This is a genomic window from Rhizobium sp. NFR07 (assembly GCF_900111905.1).
In the GTDB taxonomy this organism is placed as follows: domain Bacteria; phylum Pseudomonadota; class Alphaproteobacteria; order Rhizobiales; family Rhizobiaceae; genus Neorhizobium.
Genome location: NZ_FOKM01000017.1, coordinates 102,779 through 124,085, shown reverse-complemented (window position 1 = coordinate 124,085; position 21,307 = coordinate 102,779). Strand labels below are relative to the sequence as shown.

General features: G+C 56.4%; 19 protein-coding genes. 8 read left to right on the top strand and 11 right to left on the bottom strand.

Going from position 1 to position 21,307, the window contains the following annotated elements; translation table 11 throughout:
- Positions 1-578 precede the first annotated feature (578 nt).
- The 4 genes from BM216_RS27805 to BM216_RS33705 all read right to left on the bottom strand — a co-directional run bounded on the left by BM216_RS27805 (position 579) and on the right by BM216_RS33705 (position 3,403).
- A complete protein-coding gene (locus BM216_RS27805) occupies positions 579-941 on the bottom strand; it encodes a hypothetical protein (protein ID WP_093002733.1) in 363 nt (120 codons plus the stop codon).
- A gap of 112 nt (positions 942-1,053) precedes the next feature.
- Entirely contained in the window at positions 1,054-2,598 is a 1,545-nt protein-coding gene (locus BM216_RS27800) for an IS66 family transposase (protein WP_093002731.1), read from the bottom strand.
- A gap of 68 nt (positions 2,599-2,666) precedes the next feature.
- Positions 2,667-3,020 (bottom strand): IS66 family insertion sequence element accessory protein TnpB, encoded by a 354-nt coding sequence (tnpB, locus tag BM216_RS33710; RefSeq protein WP_143102878.1) that lies wholly within the window; start codon positions 3,018-3,020, stop codon positions 2,667-2,669.
- The gene (locus BM216_RS33705) at positions 3,017-3,403 is read right to left on the bottom strand and encodes an IS66-like element accessory protein TnpA (protein ID WP_143102877.1); all 387 of its coding nucleotides are present in this window, start codon (positions 3,401-3,403) and stop codon (positions 3,017-3,019) included. Before BM216_RS33705 ends, tnpB begins: the two co-directional genes overlap by 4 nt.
- Before the next feature lie 583 nt (positions 3,404-3,986).
- Here BM216_RS33705 and BM216_RS27790 point away from each other — a divergent pair.
- Both BM216_RS27790 and BM216_RS27785 read left to right on the top strand, forming a co-directional pair.
- Positions 3,987-4,211, top strand: coding sequence for a hypothetical protein (locus BM216_RS27790; protein ID WP_093002728.1), 225 nt, complete (start codon positions 3,987-3,989; stop codon positions 4,209-4,211).
- Positions 4,212-5,063: 852 nt separating this feature from the next.
- On the top strand, positions 5,064-5,312 hold the full coding sequence (locus tag BM216_RS27785) for a DUF6894 family protein (RefSeq protein ID WP_093002726.1): 249 nt from the start codon (positions 5,064-5,066) through the stop codon (positions 5,310-5,312).
- A 1-nt stretch (position 5,313) separates the two neighbouring features.
- Here the strand turns inward: BM216_RS27785 and BM216_RS27780 are convergent, their stop codons facing one another.
- Complete coding sequence (locus BM216_RS27780; protein ID WP_093002724.1) at positions 5,314-5,697, bottom strand: hypothetical protein; 384 nt, start codon at positions 5,695-5,697, stop codon at positions 5,314-5,316.
- 1,945 nt (positions 5,698-7,642) lie between these two features.
- On the opposite strand from BM216_RS27780, the gene BM216_RS34790 reads away from it, so the two are divergent.
- Entirely contained in the window at positions 7,643-7,849 is a 207-nt protein-coding gene (locus BM216_RS34790; protein ID WP_093002720.1) for a hypothetical protein, read from the top strand.
- A 41-nt stretch (positions 7,850-7,890) separates the two neighbouring features.
- On the opposite strand, the gene BM216_RS27765 is transcribed toward BM216_RS34790, so the two are convergent.
- Complete coding sequence (locus BM216_RS27765) at positions 7,891-8,190, bottom strand: hypothetical protein (protein WP_143102876.1); 300 nt, start codon at positions 8,188-8,190, stop codon at positions 7,891-7,893.
- Between the two features lie 384 nt (positions 8,191-8,574).
- Positions 8,575-9,084, bottom strand: coding sequence for a hypothetical protein (locus BM216_RS27760; RefSeq protein ID WP_093002716.1), 510 nt, complete (start codon positions 9,082-9,084; stop codon positions 8,575-8,577).
- A 122-nt stretch (positions 9,085-9,206) separates the two neighbouring features.
- Here BM216_RS27760 and BM216_RS27755 point away from each other — a divergent pair, with 122 nt between their 5' ends.
- The 3 genes from BM216_RS27755 to BM216_RS27745 all read left to right on the top strand — a co-directional run bounded on the left by BM216_RS27755 (position 9,207) and on the right by BM216_RS27745 (position 10,579).
- Complete coding sequence (locus tag BM216_RS27755; protein ID WP_093002714.1) at positions 9,207-9,380, top strand: DUF3606 domain-containing protein; 174 nt, start codon at positions 9,207-9,209, stop codon at positions 9,378-9,380.
- A 7-nt stretch (positions 9,381-9,387) separates the two neighbouring features.
- The gene (locus tag BM216_RS27750; protein WP_093002712.1) at positions 9,388-10,077 is read left to right on the top strand and encodes a haloacid dehalogenase type II; all 690 of its coding nucleotides are present in this window, start codon (positions 9,388-9,390) and stop codon (positions 10,075-10,077) included.
- Positions 10,078-10,294: 217 nt separating this feature from the next.
- Positions 10,295-10,579: a DUF2934 domain-containing protein gene (locus BM216_RS27745; RefSeq protein WP_093002710.1), complete on the top strand. Its 285-nt coding sequence runs from the start codon at positions 10,295-10,297 to the stop codon at positions 10,577-10,579.
- A gap of 1,342 nt (positions 10,580-11,921) precedes the next feature.
- Here BM216_RS27745 and BM216_RS34240 read toward each other — a convergent pair.
- From BM216_RS34240 to BM216_RS27725, 4 genes are all read right to left on the bottom strand, one after another.
- Entirely contained in the window at positions 11,922-12,080 is a 159-nt protein-coding gene (locus BM216_RS34240; RefSeq protein ID WP_177230943.1) for a hypothetical protein, read from the bottom strand.
- Between the two features lie 536 nt (positions 12,081-12,616).
- Positions 12,617-13,573, bottom strand: coding sequence for an SDR family oxidoreductase (locus BM216_RS27735; protein ID WP_093002706.1), 957 nt, complete (start codon positions 13,571-13,573; stop codon positions 12,617-12,619).
- A gap of 445 nt (positions 13,574-14,018) precedes the next feature.
- The gene (locus BM216_RS27730) at positions 14,019-15,827 is read right to left on the bottom strand and encodes a CHASE2 domain-containing protein (RefSeq protein ID WP_093002704.1); all 1,809 of its coding nucleotides are present in this window, start codon (positions 15,825-15,827) and stop codon (positions 14,019-14,021) included.
- A gap of 31 nt (positions 15,828-15,858) precedes the next feature.
- Complete coding sequence (locus tag BM216_RS27725; RefSeq protein ID WP_348272023.1) at positions 15,859-19,350, bottom strand: FecR domain-containing protein; 3,492 nt, start codon at positions 19,348-19,350, stop codon at positions 15,859-15,861.
- A 311-nt stretch (positions 19,351-19,661) separates the two neighbouring features.
- Between BM216_RS27725 and BM216_RS27720 the strand changes: the two genes are divergently transcribed.
- Both BM216_RS27720 and BM216_RS27715 read left to right on the top strand, forming a co-directional pair.
- The gene (locus tag BM216_RS27720) at positions 19,662-20,207 is read left to right on the top strand and encodes a Pycsar system effector family protein (protein ID WP_093002755.1); all 546 of its coding nucleotides are present in this window, start codon (positions 19,662-19,664) and stop codon (positions 20,205-20,207) included.
- 83 nt (positions 20,208-20,290) lie between these two features.
- Entirely contained in the window at positions 20,291-21,235 is a 945-nt protein-coding gene (locus tag BM216_RS27715; protein ID WP_348272022.1) for a HEPN domain-containing protein, read from the top strand.
- The last annotated feature ends 72 nt before the right edge of the window (positions 21,236-21,307 follow it).

Below are 21,307 nucleotides of genomic sequence, written 5' to 3'. Positions count from 1 at the left end.
ACGGCTCGCGGTGTTGCTATGTCACGCAGAAGAGGCTTTCGATGTCAGAGGCTGATGAAGACCAGGAGTTCGCCAGATGCTTCGCTGAAGGGCGACGAGCAGGGCGGATTGGTTTGTCGCCGATCGCAAATCCATACATGCAAGCTGACGCGATCTGTTTAGCCGCTTGGGTTGAAGGGCATGCCTCAGTCGATATGATAAGCCTATCAGGTGCGGATCGCGCGGCTATATTCGATGAAGGATCGATCGCAGGGCAAACAGGCGAGCCCGCAACATCATGCCCATATCTTGACGATGAGGAACCAGAGCGAATGGAGATATGGTTATTAGGGTATGCTCCAAATGTCTAATTAGCCCATCCTGAGTTTTGCCGTGCGCATTTGCCAAGGGCACGAATGGACGACCATATCGCGTTTCCCCCGCGACTTAGAGCAGTCATGCCGGTACATGAAAGGTAAGCGCTGTCTCCCCGCTACCTTGACCCATTTGAAGTAGCTCGTTTCCAGCGCTACCGCTGAGACAGAGATGCTTAGAATTCGCCTACAGCTACTCCGTAGTGAATTGCTTCAAATGGTGGCTCACTTTCCGGACACATTGATTTTTCGTTCGGTATCAGGAGTGCTGATCCAATCACGCCAAGTTCGATAGGTAATCTCGCCTGACGCAATTCCTTCAATGATATCACGACACAGGCGCTCCTGTAGAGCGGAGCGAGTTAAGCCGCTCTTTTGCCGAAGCTCCTTTAGTCCAGCTTCGCTCAGCTCCAGAAAACCAGTTTTGGGGCAGCCCTTGATCATCTCGTCATGCGTGGATGGAAGCTGCCGAATTATGGATGCGCTGTATTCGAATGTTTCGGCGTTCAAGGGCTGCGGATTGCCTTGTGCGACAGCGTGACCAGTGATCGTGAGATAGGCAATCAGAAACAAGCGCCCAGTATTCATCTATGATCCCCAGCAGCGTTGAAGCGATTGCGAGCAGATTACGTCGCCGCGATGCTGTCAAGTTGGGATGGTGAAATTCGATGTCACGAGCGAATTGGCTCGATAGCAGACTTCAGCCTTGTGCTGGCTGCGGATAATTCCACGGCATCAGCACGTCAATCTGACTCTGCCTGTGCCCATTGACGATGGTGCTGAGCGTGGCGGACAGGTAGGCGAACGGATCGACAGCGTTGAGCTTGCAGGTTTCGATGAGCGAGGCGATGGTCGCCCAGTTCTCGGCTCCTGCATCGTGTCCGGCGAAGAGCGTATTCTTCCTGTTCAAGGCAATCGGCCTGATTGTTCTTTCGACTGTGTTGTTGTCGATCTCAATGCGGCCGTCGCTGAGAAATAGGCAGAGTCCGTTCCAGTATTTGTCGATGTAGGCAAGAGCCTCACCGAGCGGCGACTTGCCAGCGACACGGGCGCGATGATGCGTCAGCCAAGTTCGCATGTCCGCAATCAATGGCGATGATCGTTCTTGCCGCCCGGCGAGGCGAGCTTCTGCGGAGAGCCCGCGTAGTTCGGTCTCTATCCGATAGAGTTCGCCTATCCGCCGTACGCCGTCCTCTGCAATTGGTGCCGATCCGCTGCGCGTGATCTCGACCAGCTTGCGACGAGCATGGGCCCAACAATAGGCAAGCCGGATATCCGGTCCAACGCGATCCGGTGCGATCAGGCGATTATATCCGGCATATCCATCGACTTGGAGGATGCCTGCGAACCCTTGCAATATCCGCTCGGCATATAGACCACTGCGACCGGGTGCGTAGGTAAGGGCAACACCGGGCGGCGCACCGCCGCGCCACGGTCGGTCATCACGAGCCAAGGCCCAGAAGTATCCGGTCTTGGTCTTCCGGGAGCCAGGATCGAGGACCGGCGCACGTGTCTCGTCCATGAACAGCTTCGTCGACCGCTTCAGGTCGGCGATAAGAGCGTCGAAGACCGGGCGGAGTTCGAATCCTGCCCGGCCAACCCAGTCGGCAAGAGTGGATCGATCAAGATCGATGCCCTGTCGACTCATGATCTGAGCCTGCCGATAGAGCGGCAGGTGATCGGCATATTTGGACACCAACACATGCGCGATGGTCGCCTCGGTCGGCAGTCCAGCGTGGATCAATCGTGCAGGCGCTGGAGCCTGGGAAACGCCATCGGTGCAAGCACGGCAGGCATATTTGGGACGACGAGTGACGATGACGCGGAACTGCGCCGGGATGACATCCAGTCGCTCGGACACGTCCTCCCCGATGCAATGCAAGCCGCCACCACAGGTGCAGATCAAGCTTTCCGGCTCGATCACCTCTTCGACACGAGGAAGGTGCGCGGGAAGAGAGCCCCGATTGGCGGCGCGTGGTTTGGGTTGCGGTTTGCCCGGAGCACTGTCGGCCTCGTCTTCGGCATGAATCGCCGCAATGGCCGTTTCCAAGTCTTCCAGTGCAAGATCGAACTGCTCAGGGTCAGTCTTCTCGGATTTACGACCGAAGGCTGCCTGCTTAAAAGCAGCGACCAGTTTCTCCAGCCGCTCGATCCGCTCATCCTTGCGGGCTTCACGCGCCTGCGACGCAACCAGCATCGCCTTCAGGGCATCGATATCGTCTGGAAGATCGACCGCATCCAACATACTGGAAGTTTATCAAATTGGGCGGCGTCTCGCTGTCGGAATTTACGAACCGAGTCATCGTGACGCACCTACTCGATTGCCGTTGGCGCTCTTACCTCAACAGAACGGACCCGCCGCCAGTCGAGCCCCGCAAATAGCGCCTCAAACTGGGCATGGCCTAAGGTCATCAGACCGTCCCGGATGTCTGGCCAAGTGAACGTGTGCTCCTCCAGTCGTTTGTAGGCCATCACCAGACCGCTGCCATCCCAGTAGATCAGCTTCAATCGGTCCGCCTTGCGTGATCGGAATACGAAGACCGTCCCCGTAAATGGGTCCTTGTGCAGCTCGTTCTTGACCAGTGCGGCCAAGCCGTCGTGACCCTTGCGAAAATCGACAGGCTTGGTCGCCACCATGATCCGAACCCGGTTCGACGGAAAGATCATGCCGGAACCGCACAAGCCCGCGCAACGGCGGCGATCCGGGAGGCGGACGCGCCTTCCTCCAAGCGGATGGTGACAGCGCCGACAATGATCTCGGGACGGCTGGCTTTCTTGATGGGCGGCTCCACAACTGGTGGATCGACGACAACCGCCGCGAACTCCACCGCATCCTCGGGTGCTGGCAGAACCAGCTTGCCCTGCCGTGCCATCGTTCGCCAAGTCGACAGGTGGTTCGGCTTCAGCCCATATCGCTCAGCTACTTCATTCACCAACGCTCCGGGCCGTAGGCTTTCCGAAACGATCTGCGCCTTGATCTCGTCCGGCCAGTGCCGATGCTGCTCACGCCCAGACTTTCTGGTCGTGAGAAACTCCAATGTACTCTCCATGGAGAAACTCCAGTTGCTCGTCCGTGGAAAGGCGATCACAGATCACGGCGGCGAGGACAACGTGGGAGCGGAACACCGCTTACCCACAACGCGCCTGAACCTCGAACGCAAATTTATGTTCTGCGACAAATCCACAGACCAGATTTCGAGAGTATGATTGTAGCCAGTAAGAGCTGGGGCTGGCATAAAGATGCTGTTACGCCATATGTCGTGTTTGCAGTCATCATCCGGCACAAGATCAATGGAACGTCAGCGCAATGTTTGACGAGGTGACCCTGCAATGGAATTCGTTTGGAAGAAGGGGATCGGAATGAAGATCGCGATAGCGCCGCGATCCATTTTGATCCTGTCCGCAGTGATACTCGGCGGATATTTACCTGAAAGCCTGCCACGACTTAGTGCGGTCTTGTATAAGGCATTCTCTAACTGACAATGTGTCTGTTGGCGCAATGTTCACTGTATATCCTGCGGGTGTTCGCCAGTCATTGACGCGAACCACTCAAAACCTGTATGAGAACAAAAAAGGAACCCGATCGTTTCCAACCTGGTTCTGCTCAAGTCGCCACATCGATGAACGACTCAAATGCTACACGACAAAGCACAAGACGTCACGACTGCAATTATCGGCAGGCTCCGAGATATCGGCGCCGCGCCGGGCAAGGCGGTCGTGATGTACGAGATCGGCGTCCCGCTGGTCGCTGCTGGATATAATCAGCATGAAATCGCCAATGCCCTGTTCCGCCTCGAAAAGGACGGCGTGATAGAGTTGATGATGTCCAACGCGCTCAAACTTCTCCAACCCCTGTGAGCAGTTCTTAAGACGGAAACTCCGGCAATCGAGAGGGACGGTAGAGGTTTTATCACTACCGGTCCTAGGGGGGGCGATCGCTTATACAGCGCTGAATTGGGTCTAGCCGAAGCAGGGTCGATCTGGGCGACCATTTCGTCAGATGGACCGCGTGCGCTTCGGCGAACATCCATTGGGTCACAGCCAAGAAGTAACTGACCAACACAGGATCCAACCACGGACCCGTACTCTACGCCTATAGCTTTCCGCATAGAGCGACGTGCTACTTCGTTATGAGCAGACGTACGATGCTCGCGAAGCCGCTGGCCGCGAGCATCGCGCCGAGTCGTTCAATAACGAGCTGAAGTCATGCTGCTTGATGTTTCAACACCGATCTCGGTGCCGTCTCATTGTTTCCTCTGCTGCGGTATGATGGAGATCATGAACGACCCGGGCGGTTAGTGTGCCTTTTACCGGGCTTGCGTCGAGGATAAGCGCATCGTCGCATCAGTCGCCGATCAAACGCGAAAGCCCCTGCCAATCGACTTCAATCGCGGTACCCTTTCTTACCGCCGTTTTCGAAGGCAACCCGCCTTCAGAAAAATGGACATACACGATCGGCTCGTTGGCCCAGATAACGGTTGGGACTGCTTGAGTTCGACAAGTTCCATACCGGTAGACAGCAGCATCCGTTCATCGTCAGGCAGGCACGAGAGAACCTCGTTCCGGAACGGATTCATCAGTAGCCTCTTGGAGTTAGCGTCCTCCGAAACTGTAGATTGTACGGAAGATGACGAATGTCAGAAAGTTGCCATCGAAAGGAAACGTAATTGACAGTCGTCAGTTCATTAAATGCTGACAAGAGGAGACAACATGAGCAGATACTATTTTCATATCCGCGACGGCGACGATTTGGCGGAAGATCGGGAAGGCGCGGAATTTGCAAGCATCGAGCTCGCCCGGGATGAAGCTTTTCGATCAGCGAGAGAAATTCTTGCCCAGAGACTCCTGAACGACGAGGTGATTGACGGGCAAGCGTTCGAGATTACCGATGAACAGGGTCACTTAGTGGAACGCGTGCCTTTTCGGGCCGCCATGCGGTTTCCGATCTCAGACAATTAGATCAAGGAAGACCTTTAAAGGCGGCTCTTTTCCTCATTTCACTCGCGTATTTCTTGGCGAAACGATCATTGATAAACGGCATGAGCGTCGTCGTATTGCCGTCATATAGTCGGACTATGGATCGGCCGCGTTGTTCGAAGATATCAATCTCCATTGGCCGCGGGCGGAGATACTGTTTTGCCTTCGCTCTCAAGATTTTTCGAAGACTATCGCGGGCAGGTTGCCCGTAGATTTTGTGAGGGCTGTCGATCACTTCCGCGATAGTTGCGTCTACAATCCGACCTATTTCCAGGGTATCGGTTGTGTAGGCGACCGCCCACGACGCAAGCATCTTTCGCAGGTTAGGAACAGTGGCTTGATCTGCCGACGTGGCGGGAGAGAACATGCGCTCCTCCTTCGTCTTTGCAGGCGGGAGCACCTTGATACCCTCGGGCGCCAGCCCCTACGGACAATTGTGCTGGCGATGAGCTAACGTACATTTTTTGATCCCCGGCGTAAACAGCAAACGGCCACCGAAGCGTGTTCTCGCCGGAACGAGCGTCTCCACGTCAGGGGGTGAGTGAGGGCTGCTCTCAAGAAAGATAGGGGGACTCGTGTTGCGTCGATGACAGCGCCTGCCTGTTGCGCTTGCTTTCGCTGTTTGGGCTGCCACGCTCCCTCGTAGTCAGGCCAGACACTTGTAATACCCGTTTGTCTGATTGGGGGGCAGTGATAAGACTCAAGCCGCTTGCGAGCTCGATTTGCAAATCCTCCCCAGCAGCCAGCTCACGGTTTCGGCCGCATTTCTCCCGATGTTCTCGCCACGCGCTTTACCCGGACATCCTTACCCGCGACCCTAGGAGTAGGGGCGGGTGCCCACGCCGCTTCGGTTGGCGTGGTATCGGTTCGAGAACCTCCACGAACACGAGGAAGACAAGCCGTTCCCGCACCCGGCTTTAAACTCGCTGCGCTGATACCCCGCAGTCAACCCTAAAGTGATATAGGTCATTGCTTCTACAAGCCATTCACATCGCCGTCGGAAGTCATTTTAGCTTCGCATGCGAGCTCTGCACTGCGTTTTCAACCCTCACCTTATGATGGGAAAAAATCTCACAGGCAGGGATGTCAGGATATGACCGATGACAGTTAATCAATGGTCCGAAGCTCGCCACGCTCAAGTGACGTTTTCCACGGTGGCGCTGATGTGCTACAAATCGGCAGGTGGTTCATGGAGAATGTAATGCTGATTTCACCACTGGTCTCGGCCGGGGTGGCTTACGGCGTTGTGCCTTCGCAATCTCCTATGCGCATGGTTCTGGCACCCGCCCTCTCTTAGGGACATACGAGTTCTCGCAAGACGGTTCATGTTGGTGATGACGCTCGCCCGTCTCATCTCTCTCGGGTCGATCGCGATGACATAGCTCAGGCCTCGACCCGATCGTTTATAAAAGCCATTTCAACGAGCCTGTGCTGTGACTTCCAGAAAGGTGCTTGAGCGCGTTTGTAATGTCACGCCAGCTTTTCGATGAGAGCCTTCGCTCGTTCGACACAGATGAGCGGGCCTTTGACAACCGTCGATGTTGGCTTCTCACTGTCAAACCTGATGACGTTATTGGATCCAGGCGGGGTCACGACGGCGAAATGCGAATTCGGGGAATAGATCGCGCTGCGATACCCTTTGAACTCCTGCACCATACTTGGCATGGCGAACCTCCGCGCTCATCTTTCGGTACATGCTTTCAGGCGGTGATGCCATGACCGTTGCCCTCGGTAATCCGGACCTTACCTCCGGCATCGTCACCTCTGGTATTGGCCGCCTCCGCCAGATCGCGGTATTATTCTGCAAACAGGATGAACAGCCGCACGGATATTTCCGTGGGAGGTGCGGTAGCCCTCATCGCCTCACACGTCCTAACCACCATTCATATGTATCCGCCGTCAGACACTGCAAGCTGCTCGTTCTCGTAGTACAGAGATGGGACGGGTTCACACAGTTGGAGTTCAAGGTTCGACATCAGCCAGCCTCGTCATCTGTGAGCTTACTTGCATCAGGCGTAGAAGCTGCGTGTCGAGAGCGACGCCGCAGCCACTTCCGGATCAATAGACCCTTTCCATTGTGCTAGGTGCCTCGCCATGACGCGATACTCCGACTCGATCGATCGACAATCCAATTGCCACCGAGGTGATTCGTTCCGACCGGGAAATTGATTATTGCGTCAACTGTTAAGGCGACCGTATTGCGCAGAAAACTCGTCAAACGGAGCAGGGGGCTCAGTCGTAGCTCGCGATTGGCAAGGCCTCGGAACTTTAGCATTTCCGCCCAGTTCCATCAGAGGACACGGGAGAACGATATGCCAAATAACGAACCCATAACGCCCCCTGACGAGCACGTGCTTACAGCTAAGGAAGCGATCGAACCGCTCTATGATCGCCTCGAGACAGCGACAGACCGAGCGGTCATGGCTGCCGCCGTCGCAGCTGGGTGGTCAGCGGAAGATGCCACGACTGCCCTTGCTGCCCTACGGATGCGTGATGCGATGGCGGTTATGAAAAGGTGATTGGGCTTTGATGTAATTATCTCCACCGCGATCGGGACCAATCAATGTAGCGTGGCAGGCAGGCGCGACGCCTCGTCGCGTTTGGTTTGCGCCGTGAATTCACAAGCGAGTTCAGCTGCTTTGCTCATTGAGCATCCCGTCGCATCTGACGGCTCCCTTTCGAAATGCTGCAGGATCTCGACCAGCTGTTTGGCTGATGACGCCCAACGTTGCTTGTCCTGGAAATCTAGTGCGCCGTACGAACGGACCACCTCTAATCGCAGGGTGCGGAAGAAAAGCACCTTATCCCCAGTGCTCATTTTCCCGATTACGTTTTCAACGGTCTCTGATCCCTTCGGCACGCTTCGCCCCCCTAATCTTCGGGGTGGTGAACTGCTGGCGAGCCGTAAGGTTGCATCCTCCGAAACCGAAATGTCGTTAGCCCAGGCAGCCTTCTGTTTCCCTTTAGAGTCCGGCGTCATGATTATTCGCGCTGGAAAAAATACCGAGTGTCTGTCATGATATTCCATCGGGAGGCGGGCCAATCAAGGACCTCACACGGAACTTCGTGCGGTCGTTCGCCATCCTGTTCAAAGGAATCCGATGGAGAGACCTACCGAAAAACAAGAGGCTCTAGCGCGTCTTCTGGAGTGTGTCCGCGAAATCCGCATAGCGAGCATGGTGCCGACTGAGCCCGAAGCCCGAGAGGCGCGGGTCACCTCTGTGATTGACAGACTTAGACGGTATCACCGGCTTGACAACAACACTGACCCAAGTGCAGACGAGAGATAGCGTTCTGTGATCTCGTGTCCCTCTGTGCGAGCTAGCGCGAGCGCTGCTGAAATATGCGCCTCAAGATCAGAAGCATCAGCAACAACAGTCGCGCTGCTGGCAAGCAACACTGCTCCGGAATAGATGAAGGCGGTGTCAGTCTCATCACGCGAGCAAGAGCCCATGCTGACGAGAGACTTTCGCTGACCGCTGGGACAAACGATATCATAGGAAGAGACGAAGGGTTCGCCACCGAGCAGCACGCTGTGAATGCGTGAGGCCAATCGTTCCCTGTCCTCCTGGGCGATCCTGGAGAGGATCAATTCGACAGGAATCCCTGCTGCCATTGCAGGCATATCGATTTCGTACAGTTCGGCGTATTTTTCGTCTGCAAAAATCAGATCGTCTGCGACCACCCATGAAAAGAACCCCATGCTGGGCATCAGGTTGAAGAGCATTCGCAAATTGAAGACTTCGCTAGGCATCAGCATCTCCGATTCCAGTGAGGATAGCCGATTGCGAATTCAGCCTCCAGCCCCGCTTGGCCTCGCATGGAACCACCGGAATCCCGTCGCGTTGTCGGCAAAAGCATTAGCAGGAGGCATCGATGGCCACGACATCTCGAGGACGTGCACAGGATCGCAAGCTTGTAGCAGGCAGCCAGAACCATGAAGTTAAGTATGAGGCCGAGAAGACCGGCGCTTCAAAAGGCAAGGTCAAAAAGGCTGTCGAGACGGTGGGTAACAGCCGCGACAGAGTAGAAGCGAAGCTGAAAAAGTAGCCCGTCGATGTTTTCGCGAGACCCTGAGCCCACAATCATAACTTTCGATTGCTACGGCACGCTCGTGAACTGGCACGAGACATTCTTGCGCGAAATCAACTCAGTGCTCACAGAGCGTGGTGAGCACGACACCAATGCCACGATGATCCTGGAAAGCTTTTCCGCGCAGAGCAGACGATTAACCGCTGAGAAGCCGCATCGTCTGTTCAAGGACATCTTACGGATAGGCTTCACACTCGCATTCATAGAGCACGGCATCACAGTCAAGGCTGACGAAATAGAGCGCTTCGCACTCGCACCCTCAAGGATGGAGCCGCATCCCGAAGTTCCGTCTGCCCTAAGGCAACTGCGGGAACGGTACAAGATCGCGATCTTTACCAATTCTGACGACGATCTTATCGGTCCCACAGCGGCGCGGATCGGTGTCCCATTTGATTTCGTTATCAATTCGCAACAAGCGGGTGCCTACAAGCCATCGCGACAGCTTTTCGAATACGGTTACCAACGAATGGGCGTGCGTGCTGAGGACACCGTTCATGTCGCCATGGGGATGTACACTGACATGAAGGCATGCCACGAACTTGGCCTTCGTGCCGTTTGGGTAAACCGACGCGGCGAGACGGGCAATTCAGACTGGCTTCCCTACGAGGAAGTTCCGGACTTGGAGAGAGCAGCAGCGCTACTTCTCCAAATGTAAAAGCAGCATAGACCCCTTAGCTGCACCCGGACGGACATGGCCTAAGCGGAACAATAAAATCCATTTCGCTCCCCACCCACACGCGCCGTCCTCAATGAAGCCGTATCCGGTCGCCACCGCGCGGCCTTTGAAATAGCACGGCTGTGGTAGAGAGAAGGATGATAGGAACAAAAGCGCCCGCCTCTTGCTTCGGATGGAGTGTCACGGAGGAGCGAGCATGGCTACCGATAAAAACGAGCAGATCCGTCAGCGGGCGTACGAGATTTGGGAGAACGAGGGGCGTCCAGACGGCGCCGCCGACCGTCATTACGCGCAGGCGACGGATGAGTTCATGGGTGAAGACGAGCACGAAACGTTACAGGATCTGATCGATGAGGACGATAGGGATGATGACCGCCGGTCCAATGACCTGATGAACTCTACCCACGCCTCTCCCGACGTCGAGATTACGACCGGCGAAGCAAGCCCATCTCGAACGGTTAGAGGCACAGAAGGTCCGTAGATCTCTTGCTGTAACGGCGTCAGCCGGACGGAACACCACTTTGAATCGTGACCATCGGCAGCCGGCGGGCGCGCATCGCGATCACGCCCGACGAGCGTTCGCCGACGGTTTGCAACCCGCACTCAGCGCAAGATAATTGCAATGTCAGCGTAGGACGTGAGGGAGTGAGGCTGCCATTGAATTCGTCCGGAAGAAGGGCGCGAAAGCTTGGCGGTTATTCCTGTCGGAGGCGGCAGTTAAGTGCCTGAAAAATGCTGCCACTTGCTGCTGATGCGTATCGAGCATTTCCAAAACAGTCGTGCTTGTTCGGCGGATATCCACGTTATATTCTGTGTATGTTCCCGCGATGGTGGCGATCGTCTATTATTTCCAATATCCTTTTAAAAAAGAACCCAACTCTTCGAAGTCGGGTTTAGTCGGGGAACGCCACATCTAATAAATGATCGGATCGATTTAGCTTGCGAGAGGCATCGCTGCAAGCATCGCTTTAAGCTCGTCCGCGGTCCGAAATCCAGATAGCCATAGGTTGATAAGATCGTGCGCCACCGCCTGAGCGGTCCTCGTGTTAAGGTCGATACGCTGTTCGTGACATATCTCAGCCAGTACAGCGCGCAACAGCGCCAAATCTTTGGGTTCGAGCGCCTCATGCGCCACGTGCGTCGAGAAATTCATTTCACCAGCCCCCGCTTACCTGGATGCTAACCTTGATTGACGAGCACGCATAGGTGCGAGATTTAGCAAGTACCCATGTACCGCATCTAGATTGACACCGTGACGAGATGCGCGAAAGGGAACCGGGCGAGCAACGGCGCTATCATCGATAAGCTTGGCGGGATCGGCGCCACGAAGAGCAAAAGCGTTAAGATTGGACGGCGTACTGATCGCTGGGGATGATCAGCACGAAATCGTCAAGCGTCTTTCGCCTCTCTAAGGACGGCGGCTAACGATGTCCGACTCGTCAATTGCTCGAGCCTCTATGATCATATCTTTGAACGGTAGAGCCCCTGCCGCCGTAGGAGGACAGCAGGGGTTTTCACTGCACCGGTCGGAGGGGACGGTTGTACCGGCAAGCAATACAACCATGATTCTGACTTTAGCGCCAGCTGAAACAGTTAGGCTGTATCAGACTGTCACCGACGGGACGAACGAGAAAATCCTGCCCAGACGCCGCCCAGCAGGGAAACTGACGGCTGTTGGAAGGAGTGGTGAATTGCCTGACGATACTCGACAGTCGCCGAACATACTGCGACCGGCTACAGATCCGCACCAACGTCGGGAAGGTTCAGTTTCGTCCCTCACATTTTTTTGGCTGCATGGCCAGAGACTTTGAGCGAGGGTGGTCTTACCGACCGGCAGCCTGCTCACGCATTGCTTTCAGTCGCTCGGTTTTCGCCCGAGCCGCTTCGACACGCTTCTCTTCATTTTCCATGGCAAACCGGGAAGTCTCTTCGAATTGCGCCCGGCGCCTTTCGATGGTCGTCATTGGCTTATCTTGGGTCATTCATGCCTCCGAGTACAGCAGGGACATAGCGTTATGATCCAAAGCGGCAACCCAATCGTACGGTTTATGACCAAGCCGACAATGCTGATTGTAGCTATCCGCCCTTATCGTCAGATTTCACCATGTTGGCTTCTCTAGCAGTTCAGATGCGATCCTTAGGTTCCTATCCTGTTCATACTGGTCAGCTCCCTCAACCGGACATTAGCAAAGGCTCTCGATGTTCACGCACAGTTCGTAAGAGGGTTTCGAGCCGACAGGAGAATTTGACGCTCCCACGCTTGATCTCTGCCTCACTGTCATCCGCCGTGACCAATTGAGCCGCATTTGCGGCAAGCGTTGACCTTCGTAAACATCAATCTCACCGGGTGGCTTGAAGCTGCTCGCTGCCCAAACGCAAATCTGTAACAGCTGATCCGCTTTCTTGTCGGCAGTCGGTGCAGTGGGAAATGCCCACGCGATCATGTTCACCGGTGAGGGTGAACTGGACGTTCGCGCATCGTCAGCTTCCGTTTCGAATTTTCATGATCTTGCCCCGTTCAATATCCGCCTACGATCGGCAGGATTTCGCCGGTGATAAAGCTTGAGCAGTGCGGCGAGGCGAGGAAGACGTAAGCTGGTGCGATCTCCTCAGGCTGTGCGGGGCGCTTCATCGGGACACCGGAGCCAAATTGTGCAACCTCTTCAGCGTCTTTGTCGCTTGGGTTGAGCGGGCTCCAGACCGGGCCAGGTGCGACGCAATTCACCCTTATGCCTTTCGGTATCAGCTGGGAGGCGAGGGATTTCGTGAAAGCATGAATACCACCCTTGGTCATCGAGTAGTCCAGCAGCGACTTTTCGCCATCAAAGCCAGTGACCGAACCTGTGTTGATGATCGCCGAACCGTTTTTCAAATGGGGGACAGCCGCACGAGCCATATGAAAGTATCCATACAGGTTGGTCTTGAGCGTCTCGTCGAAATGGTCCTCGGTGAGGTCGACGATGTCATGCGTGTGGACCTGGAATGCGGAATTATTGACCAGGATATCGAGTTTCCCGAACTGATAGACCGTGCTTGCGACGGCCTGTCGGCAAAAGTTGGAATCTTTAACGTCGCCTTTGATAGCCCAGCAGCGACGACCCTCTCTTTTGACCGCTTCCACGGTTGCAGCGGCATCATCCTCCTCATCGAGATGAACTATCGCGACGTCCGCGCCTTCGCGAGCGAAGAGCACGGCGACAGACCTCCCGATGCCGGAGTCGCCGCCAGTGATCAGAGCGACCTTGTCCTGAAGCTTCCCCGAGCCAATGTAGTATGGCGCATCGTAGTAGGTGGGCGGGGAAAGGGCATCTTCATCTCCGGGTTTGTCCTGATGCTGCTGTGGGAACGGTGGTTCTGGATAGAGGCGTGCGCCGGCCTGCATCGCGCCTTCCTTCGGTGCCCGCTCCTGCTCGTCGGCCTCAGCGACTTGCTCCTGGATCTCGCGCTGTTTTGCGGCGGTGAATGAAGATGTCATGGCGGCGGCCTCCGTTGCTTGGCAGTGTAAGAACTCCGCCGCTGCCTTTTTGTTCGAGGGCGTAGGGCGACGAGGTCGCAGCTAGGTTTTGGAGAACCCTCGGATGCGATTGTCCGCATTCTGGGTCGGACATACGACTCAGGCGGGGCGGCGGAATCATCCCAAGATAACATTCAGTGATTTGGATACCGCGCCCTGTGGCGGAGGGGATTACTTGCACATCAGGACGGTCATTTCTTTGATGAAACCGCGGCTGACGCGTTCGCCGCCCAAGTTCGTGTTCAAGGGGCTTCCGGAACTTTTCTGATCAGGCGGGCCCGTGGGTGCGGATCAGCCCGGTGCACGTGGCCATTGCCTGAGCTCAGTCAGTCAGTAGCTCGGAAAACCTGGTTCGACCTATGAGATGTCGTTCTGAACGGGAAGCATCCCCTCTTCGACCGGGTGGTCATGGTCGTACTGCGTAGACTCTGACCTCTTCGGTTTTTCCCTTGACCAAGATGCGGTCCAGTTCCACAAGCGAGAAACTGCCGGCAACCCTGGCCGCAGTATTTTCGCCGATCAGCATCGAGACTCCATAATTTTTTGATGCACCCTCCAGGCGGGCAGCGAGGTTGACGCTGTCGCCGAGCGCCGAATAGTCGAACCGGGTGGTCGAGCCCATGTTTCCAACGACGCATTCTCCGGTGTTAATGCCGATCCCGATATGCAATGGATAGTACACGCGGCCCTCTGCCTCGGCCTCGCTCAACAGCTCCTCATTCAGCCGATCCATCGAACCAAGCATGGCAATAGCCGCTGCCACAGCGTGCCTTGCGTGGTCTGGATCATCCAGAGGCGCATTCCAAAAGGCCATCAGGCAGTCGCCTATATATTTGTCGATCGTGCCACCGTGCGCGAGCACAATGTCGGAAAGTGGCGTCAGTAACCGGTTGATCAACGTCGTGAGCTGTTGCGGGTCATCCTTCAGTTGTTCTGAAATGGTGGTGAAGCCGCGCACGTCGCAAAACAGGATTGAAAGTTCGCGCTTCTCGCCGCCGAGTTTCAGCTTTGAAGGGTCGCGCGCAAGCTGCTCCACCAGGGCAGGGGATAGGTATTGCGAAAACGCCCGGGTGATCTGCCGGCGGCTTCTGCGCTCCTGCGCGTAGTCGATGCCGGACTGGCTGGCAGCAATGCCAATAAGGGCAAGGGCGGGGGCGACGGGCGACCCGAAGACCCGACCAAAGCGTACCGCAAGATAGGCTGCGGCAAACATCAGGACGACTGCGAAAGCGCTTATCGCTACCGTCTGCCACCCAGTCCGCCTGTAGACTGTCAATGCGGCAAGGATCGCCGCGGCGAGCAGAAACAGCTGACCCATAGAGGTCCTTACCTCCGACACGTAGGCGTCCTGGCGGATGTTGTCGAAGATCGTCGCCTGGATTTCTGCGCCCGCGACCAGCTTGCCCGTATGGACCGTATAGGACGTGGCAAAGGCATCGGCGCCGCCGCTTTCCACCGAGGCCGCATTCTGCAGGCTAAGGCCGACGATGACGACACGGTCCTTGAAGAATCCGGGCGGCAGGAACTGATCCGGGTCCAGGGCTTGGTAGTAGGAGACGGTCGGATAGGTTCGTGTCGGTCCGTAGGTCTGGATCAGCGCCCATTCGGGTGGAGGGTTTACCTCCAGCCCTGCGGCAATGGCAATCATTGCGGCAAAGCCGTCGTCATAGGCCGGCATGCGGCGCAGCACGCCATCGCGGTCGAGCGCGACCGAGGCGATGCCCGACAGTGCCAATGCGTCTGAAAACATCTGCATCGGAAGCACACGCACGAACTGGTCTGCCTGCGGCGAGGTAACCAGTGTTTCATCACCCGCAAGCACGACATCGGGCCCCAGTGCTGCCGTAAGCGTAGCATCCTCGGCGGACAACGATGGCTCGGCAAAAATGATATCCATGCCGATCACCTTGGCTCCGGCTGCGCGCAGGGCCTCGATCAACCTGGCATGGATGCTGCGTGGCCATGGCCATTGCGTCTGGATTTCGGAAAAGGAGGGCTCATCGATCGCGACGATCACCGGTCCGCCGTCGGGTGCCGCCGGTGCACCGATCGTTGAAACGTAGTCAAAAACCCGGGCGTCAACAAGCGGCCACGCAGGTAGGCGAGCGATCAACGCCACTGCAGCGACAACGACGATGGCCAGTATCGTCACCTGCAAAGCACGCGAGGCTGCAAGACGGTGCACCTTCGGAGCGAGCTCGGGACGTGCGAGCATCAAAGAAACACTTTCATCGACGGATGGCTCATCAAAACCGGACCTTCACTGTGCCTTTGAAGGAGCGCCCCCAGCCGGGTGTGGCGACATCGACGTCGAAATCCCGATCGAGCAGATTGCGAGCTTCGAGTTCCACCTCGAAACGTTTGTCGAACGGCTCCCAGGTCAGGTTGGCATCGAGCGTCCAGTAGTCGTCGAGTGTCACGCCACGCTGGCTATCACGGCTGCCGATATAGTTGGCGGCAAGCGTCGCCCGGATATTCGCTTCACTGACCCATGTGACAGCCAGCTGGCCGGCCCATTCGGGCAGGTAGGGCAGGGCGCCTCCGGCGGTCGATGTGCCACGGCCCTCATCTTTGGACTCCGTGTAGGCGATGCTGGAATAAAGGCCAAAACCGTGTTCCAATAGAAGATTGGCTGTCAGGCTCGCGCGGTCGATCCGGCCTTTTGGTGTGGAGAAAGGAACGGCGACAAGTGGAACAGCAATTTGCGGATCCTTCAGTTCCTGATGCTGGAATTCCAGGGCCGTGAAAAGAATATCGGACCATTCCGAATCCCAGCGGAGGGCGTAGGTATCGGCATAACCTCCCGATCCGACCTCGAAGCGGTTCGGCTGCAGCCCGACGACTGCGACGGGGGACAGCGTCGGTGTACTCATGTCGATGCTGGAACGCATGAAGCTCGCGCGCAGCCACTGGCCCTCGGCCGGCGTCCAGGCAATGCCCGCACGTGGCTCGAGGCGGGCGCGACGGTCGTCTTCGCGGTCGACATAGCTGCCGAAGAGCGCGTATTCCGCCTTAAGCTCCGGCGTAATCTCATGCAGGAGATCGACATAGGCCCGGCCGACCGCTGTACGTTCGGAGGAACTGTCGATGGTGACGGTGCCGCCACCGAGGAAGGGCGGCAGGAGGTTTTCTGCGCTCTGCCTCTGGCGATCGTCGAGCCAGCCTCCCTCGATGCCATAGCGCCAGGTCAGGTTGTTGACGCCGATCGCATGGCTGACGCCCGCGATATAGGCTTCGCGCCGAAATTCGCCCCGCGTGCGAAGGACGGGAAGGGACGTGCCGTCGTCAAACTCGAGATATTGCGTGTCGTCACTTTCAACCCCGCTATAAAGCAGGGCCGTGTTCAGGACGTTCTGGTCCCCGAATGTATGGCTCCAGCCGATCCCCCCATTCCGTGCGGTGCCCGACACTTCCCGCTCGCGGTCTAGAGGAAATGTGCCAGCGACAGGGATGCCGAACAGAAGCGGAAATTCACTGGTCGTGACCGAACTGTCAAAATTGCTTTTGCTGTCATTGTAGTAAAGGACGACGTGGTCATAAAAGGTCGGGCTGGCGGCAACGAAGGCATTTCCGCCGAGCGCCTCCAGCTCCGTGTCGAGACTGGATACCGCCTCCGTCGGTCGGCTTTCTGGCATTTTCTGCCATTCTATATTGGCGTAGTAGCTGGTCGGCATTGGCAGGTTGAAATAGCCCTGTACCTCCGCCTCTAACGTATAGCCCGCCTCGCCATCCCCCGAGGTGACGCCGCCGCCAATTGCCACTTCCAGGAAAGGACGCTGCAGGATGTTGAAGCCTCGCGACGGTGCCGAGATCAGCGTTGGCTCGAGCAGCAGTCCCTGCAGCGTTGACGAGAAGATATTTGCGTTCGGCCCGTTGTTGACGATGTCGGCCCCGTAGAAATAGCTGTTGGCAAAGGGGGCGCTGCTACCGCGGATGCCTTCGTCGATATAGGCTGCACCGGAAAACGGGTCGAATACGGCATCGCTGTAATATTCGCCCCAGGCATTCAGCCCCTGAAACCGGAAGGCGCTGTTGAGCGTCGATCCGGCCTGCTGATCGGCGCCGAGCGAACTGTATTCGCCGCCGCGGGCTCGGGCCCGCCGCAAATATTCGCGCGCCTGCAAGATCGCGCGGTGGGAATCATATTCCTCGATTGCTACAGAGGTCCGCAATGCAGCAATGACCGGGTCGTTGTCATCAAGCCTGTCAGCGTTGTCGATCGCCTGTTCTGCCGCAATGCGGTCGCCCTTTTGATAGTAGGCCGCGCTAAGGACGATCTGGCCCTGCGCATCGGCTGGATTGGCGGTTGTCCCGGCAAGCAGATCGTCGATCGCTTTGTCGGTCTCGCCGATCTGGAGATAGTAGCGCCCGCGCGCAATCAGAACCTGATCGAGCGCCGGATCCGCTATCAACGCTGCGTCGATCTCGCGCTTGGCTTCGCTTATCCGGTTGGTGTCCAGATAAAAAATCGCCAGATTGGCATGGGGAACGGGGCTTTGAGGATCGAGTTCTATCGCCTTTTTAAGCGCCGCTTCCGCTTCTCGCGCAGCGCCCTGGGTCGACTGAAGATCGCCAATCGCATTCCATGTGCTGCTGCTGCCCGGCGTCACTTTCAAGACCGCCTGAAGGTCCTCCATCGCTCCCTGGGTGTCGCCTTGGAAACCGGCGCGAAAATGCGACCTTGCCTCAAGCGCAGTTGGCTCGGATGGGTCGAGCGACAGCGAGCGGTTGATCGCCTCGAGTGCCTGGTCGCGATCGTTGAGAAGGAGCGCAATCCATCCGCGGTAGGCTGGGAGCGATGCATCAGTCGGAAAACGTGTCTCTGCTTCACGCAACGCATCGATTGAAGCGTTTAAGTCCTTGAGAAAGCCTAGCGCATAGGCACGCAGAAATGCAGCCTCTGGCCCCCCGCTACTCGGCGGAAGCGCCTCCACACGGCTCGGATCTGAAAGCGAGCGAGCGTAATAGCCGCCCCACAGGGCGATCGCACGCCTTGCGCCGTCAAGCTTGCGCTCGGCCTGCTCAAAAAGCCCTGCGGCATCTGAAAAGCGATTTTCTCCGGCAGCAAGAACGGCCTCGATCAGGGTAACCCGCGCCTGCTGACCAGCAGAGAGCCTTGCCCTGTTGATCAAGGCAAGTGTCTCGCTCGCCCTGCCACTGCTTTCCAGCGACATCTGCGCTTCCGCAAGTGCAAGCAAATCCTCTGAACTTCGTCGATCCGGCGGGATTGAAAGGATCCGGTCCGCATCGCGCCGGATGGCGGCCAGTGGCTGAGCGGCGGGCGCCATGCGCTGAAACGCTTCGCGCGGCGGAAGATAGAAAAGCATCTGCTCGCGATCGTCTGAATCGACGACAACAACTTTCCTCGGCGCTTGCCCGATCGTCGCTGCGGCCCCTTCACCTTGCCTTACCTCGATGCTGCCCTGCGGATTGCTCAGTTGGACCACACCTTCCAGAACAGTAAGTGCTGTATTGGGACCATTGACGGTCATGGTCCAGTCAGTGCCGCGGATCGCGGCAGCCGCGGCCGCGGTCTGTACCTCAACCCCAGAGCCTCCGCGTTCGGCGCGTGCCCAGATGGTCCCGCTCTGCAATTGCAAAACGGTGTCGGCGCTTGTGCCCGTCGTGATTTGTTTGACGACCAGCGTCGAGTTACGTCCAAGCCGGATCTGAGTGCGGTCGGAAAAAACGATCGCTAATTGGCCAGCCGCGTTTGTGCGAAGGATGTCTCCACTCAAGAGATCCTGCTTCAGGTCGACTGAGCGCCAATCACTCACATCAATGAAACGGACTTCTTCGCCAGCTTTTCGCGCGATAACGGCACCGGCCCTCTCGCCGGTCCGCAACACAGGTTCGGCCATCGCAGGAAAAGCTGCGGCCATCATCAATGGCAGCGCGGTTGCGCCGCAAAAAACTAATTTGCGTAGTCCCAGCATCCCCGACGTCAGTCCCCAAACCTGACTAGTTTTGTTGATGCTTTAGCAAGAGCATTGATTGGAAGCCAGAGTCTTATATGAAGGTTATGCTTTTGCCATTGGAGAAAAATTACGTGAGTGACTTTGATAGCGCGCCGACCGAAATGTTGGACATGCCAATGGCGACAGGAGAGATCACAGAAGAATATATAAATCACATACGCAAGATTAACGACGTATTTTATGACCAGATAAAAATTGCAGATCAGAAGGCTGCTTACATATTTACATTCATGCTGGCATTCTTGGTCTCCTCAGCGGAGGGTAGGGGTGTCTTCAACTGGGCGAGATATACACACGGCAACTGGATAGAGATTTTCTTCTCAGCTATGCTGGCAGTTGCGTCCGTTTTCTCTATTTTGTTTGCCATCCGCGTTGTTCTGCCGCGCCAGATCGACAAGTCGACGTCGTTGTTTTGGGGAAAGTGGACGCATCACCGCAGCCTCTTCGAGACAGCGGCGCAGCGGAGCGATGTCTCCTACCTCTTCCACCAATATCTCGATAACGCCGATGTCCTGGCGCTGATCGCGGGCCAGAAGTACAAATGCGTGTCCCTCGCTTTTCGAGGGCTTGTCTTCACGGTCGTGGCCTACGTTGTGCTGTTGCTCGCCACGCAATAGGCAGAGTAAGTCTCAAAAAATGAGAGCGACGCTCTCGTCAGAGCAGCTTTCGAGATGCGGTAACCGTCCGGATCTGCTAATCTGTGGCTATTAATCAAAATGCCATTTCGAGAGCCAAGCCGTTTATGTTTTCTGACCGACTTGATCACCTGCCGGAAAAGAAGCGCACCGAACTCAAGCGGGCTCTGAAGATCCTCTTTGACGAGTTCGAGGAGGCGCAAAACGGAAAACAGCGAACCGGGCATATCCTGAAAGTGATGCTGTTCGGGTCCTACGCCCGCGGGGATTGGGTTGAGGATCGTAGAAGCGGATACCGATCTGACTACGATCTTCTCATCGTCGTGGATATCAAAACATGGGACGAGCAGCATGAGGTCTGGCATAAGGTCGCGGAGCACTTCCTGCGCGAGTTGACGATCACACGCAACATCGAGACACCGGTCAATTTCATTGTCCACACGCTGCAGGAGGTCAACGATAAGCTAGCTAGCGGCAAGCCGTTTTTTGTTGACATCGCACGCGACGGGATCATGCTTTATGAAGCGATGGGGCATCCGCTCGCAAAACAGAGGGTACTCGACGCTGAAGGGGCTCTGGCAGAGGCACAAGATTACTACGACCAATGGTTTCCGAGCGCACAAAGGCGCCTCGCATTGGCGGAGGAAGCGGTAAAACGTGGCTTCCGCAACGAAGCCGCGTTTGACCTCCATCAGACAACCGAAAAATTGTATCACTGCGTGCTTCTGGTTTTAACACGTTATAGCCCGAAGTCGCATCGGCTGAAAGTGTTGAGGTCTGCCGCCGAACGTGTTGAGCCAAAGTTGATAGAAGCCTGGCCCCGCGACACAAGATTCGCGCGCCGTTGCTTTGATCGCCTTGATCGCGCCTACGTTGACGCGCGTTATTCTACGGCTTTCTCTGTTACAGATCAGGAAATTAACTTCATCGTCGAGCGGATATACATATTCTTGAACTTGGTTCGAGAGGTGTGTGTACGTCGGCTCTCCGGAGTTGCCGGTAATTGTTAAGATTTATCGAACTCGTGGTCGGCTTAGCCATCAAAAGATTCTGGAGAGTGCCACGATGGTAGGGTGAACATT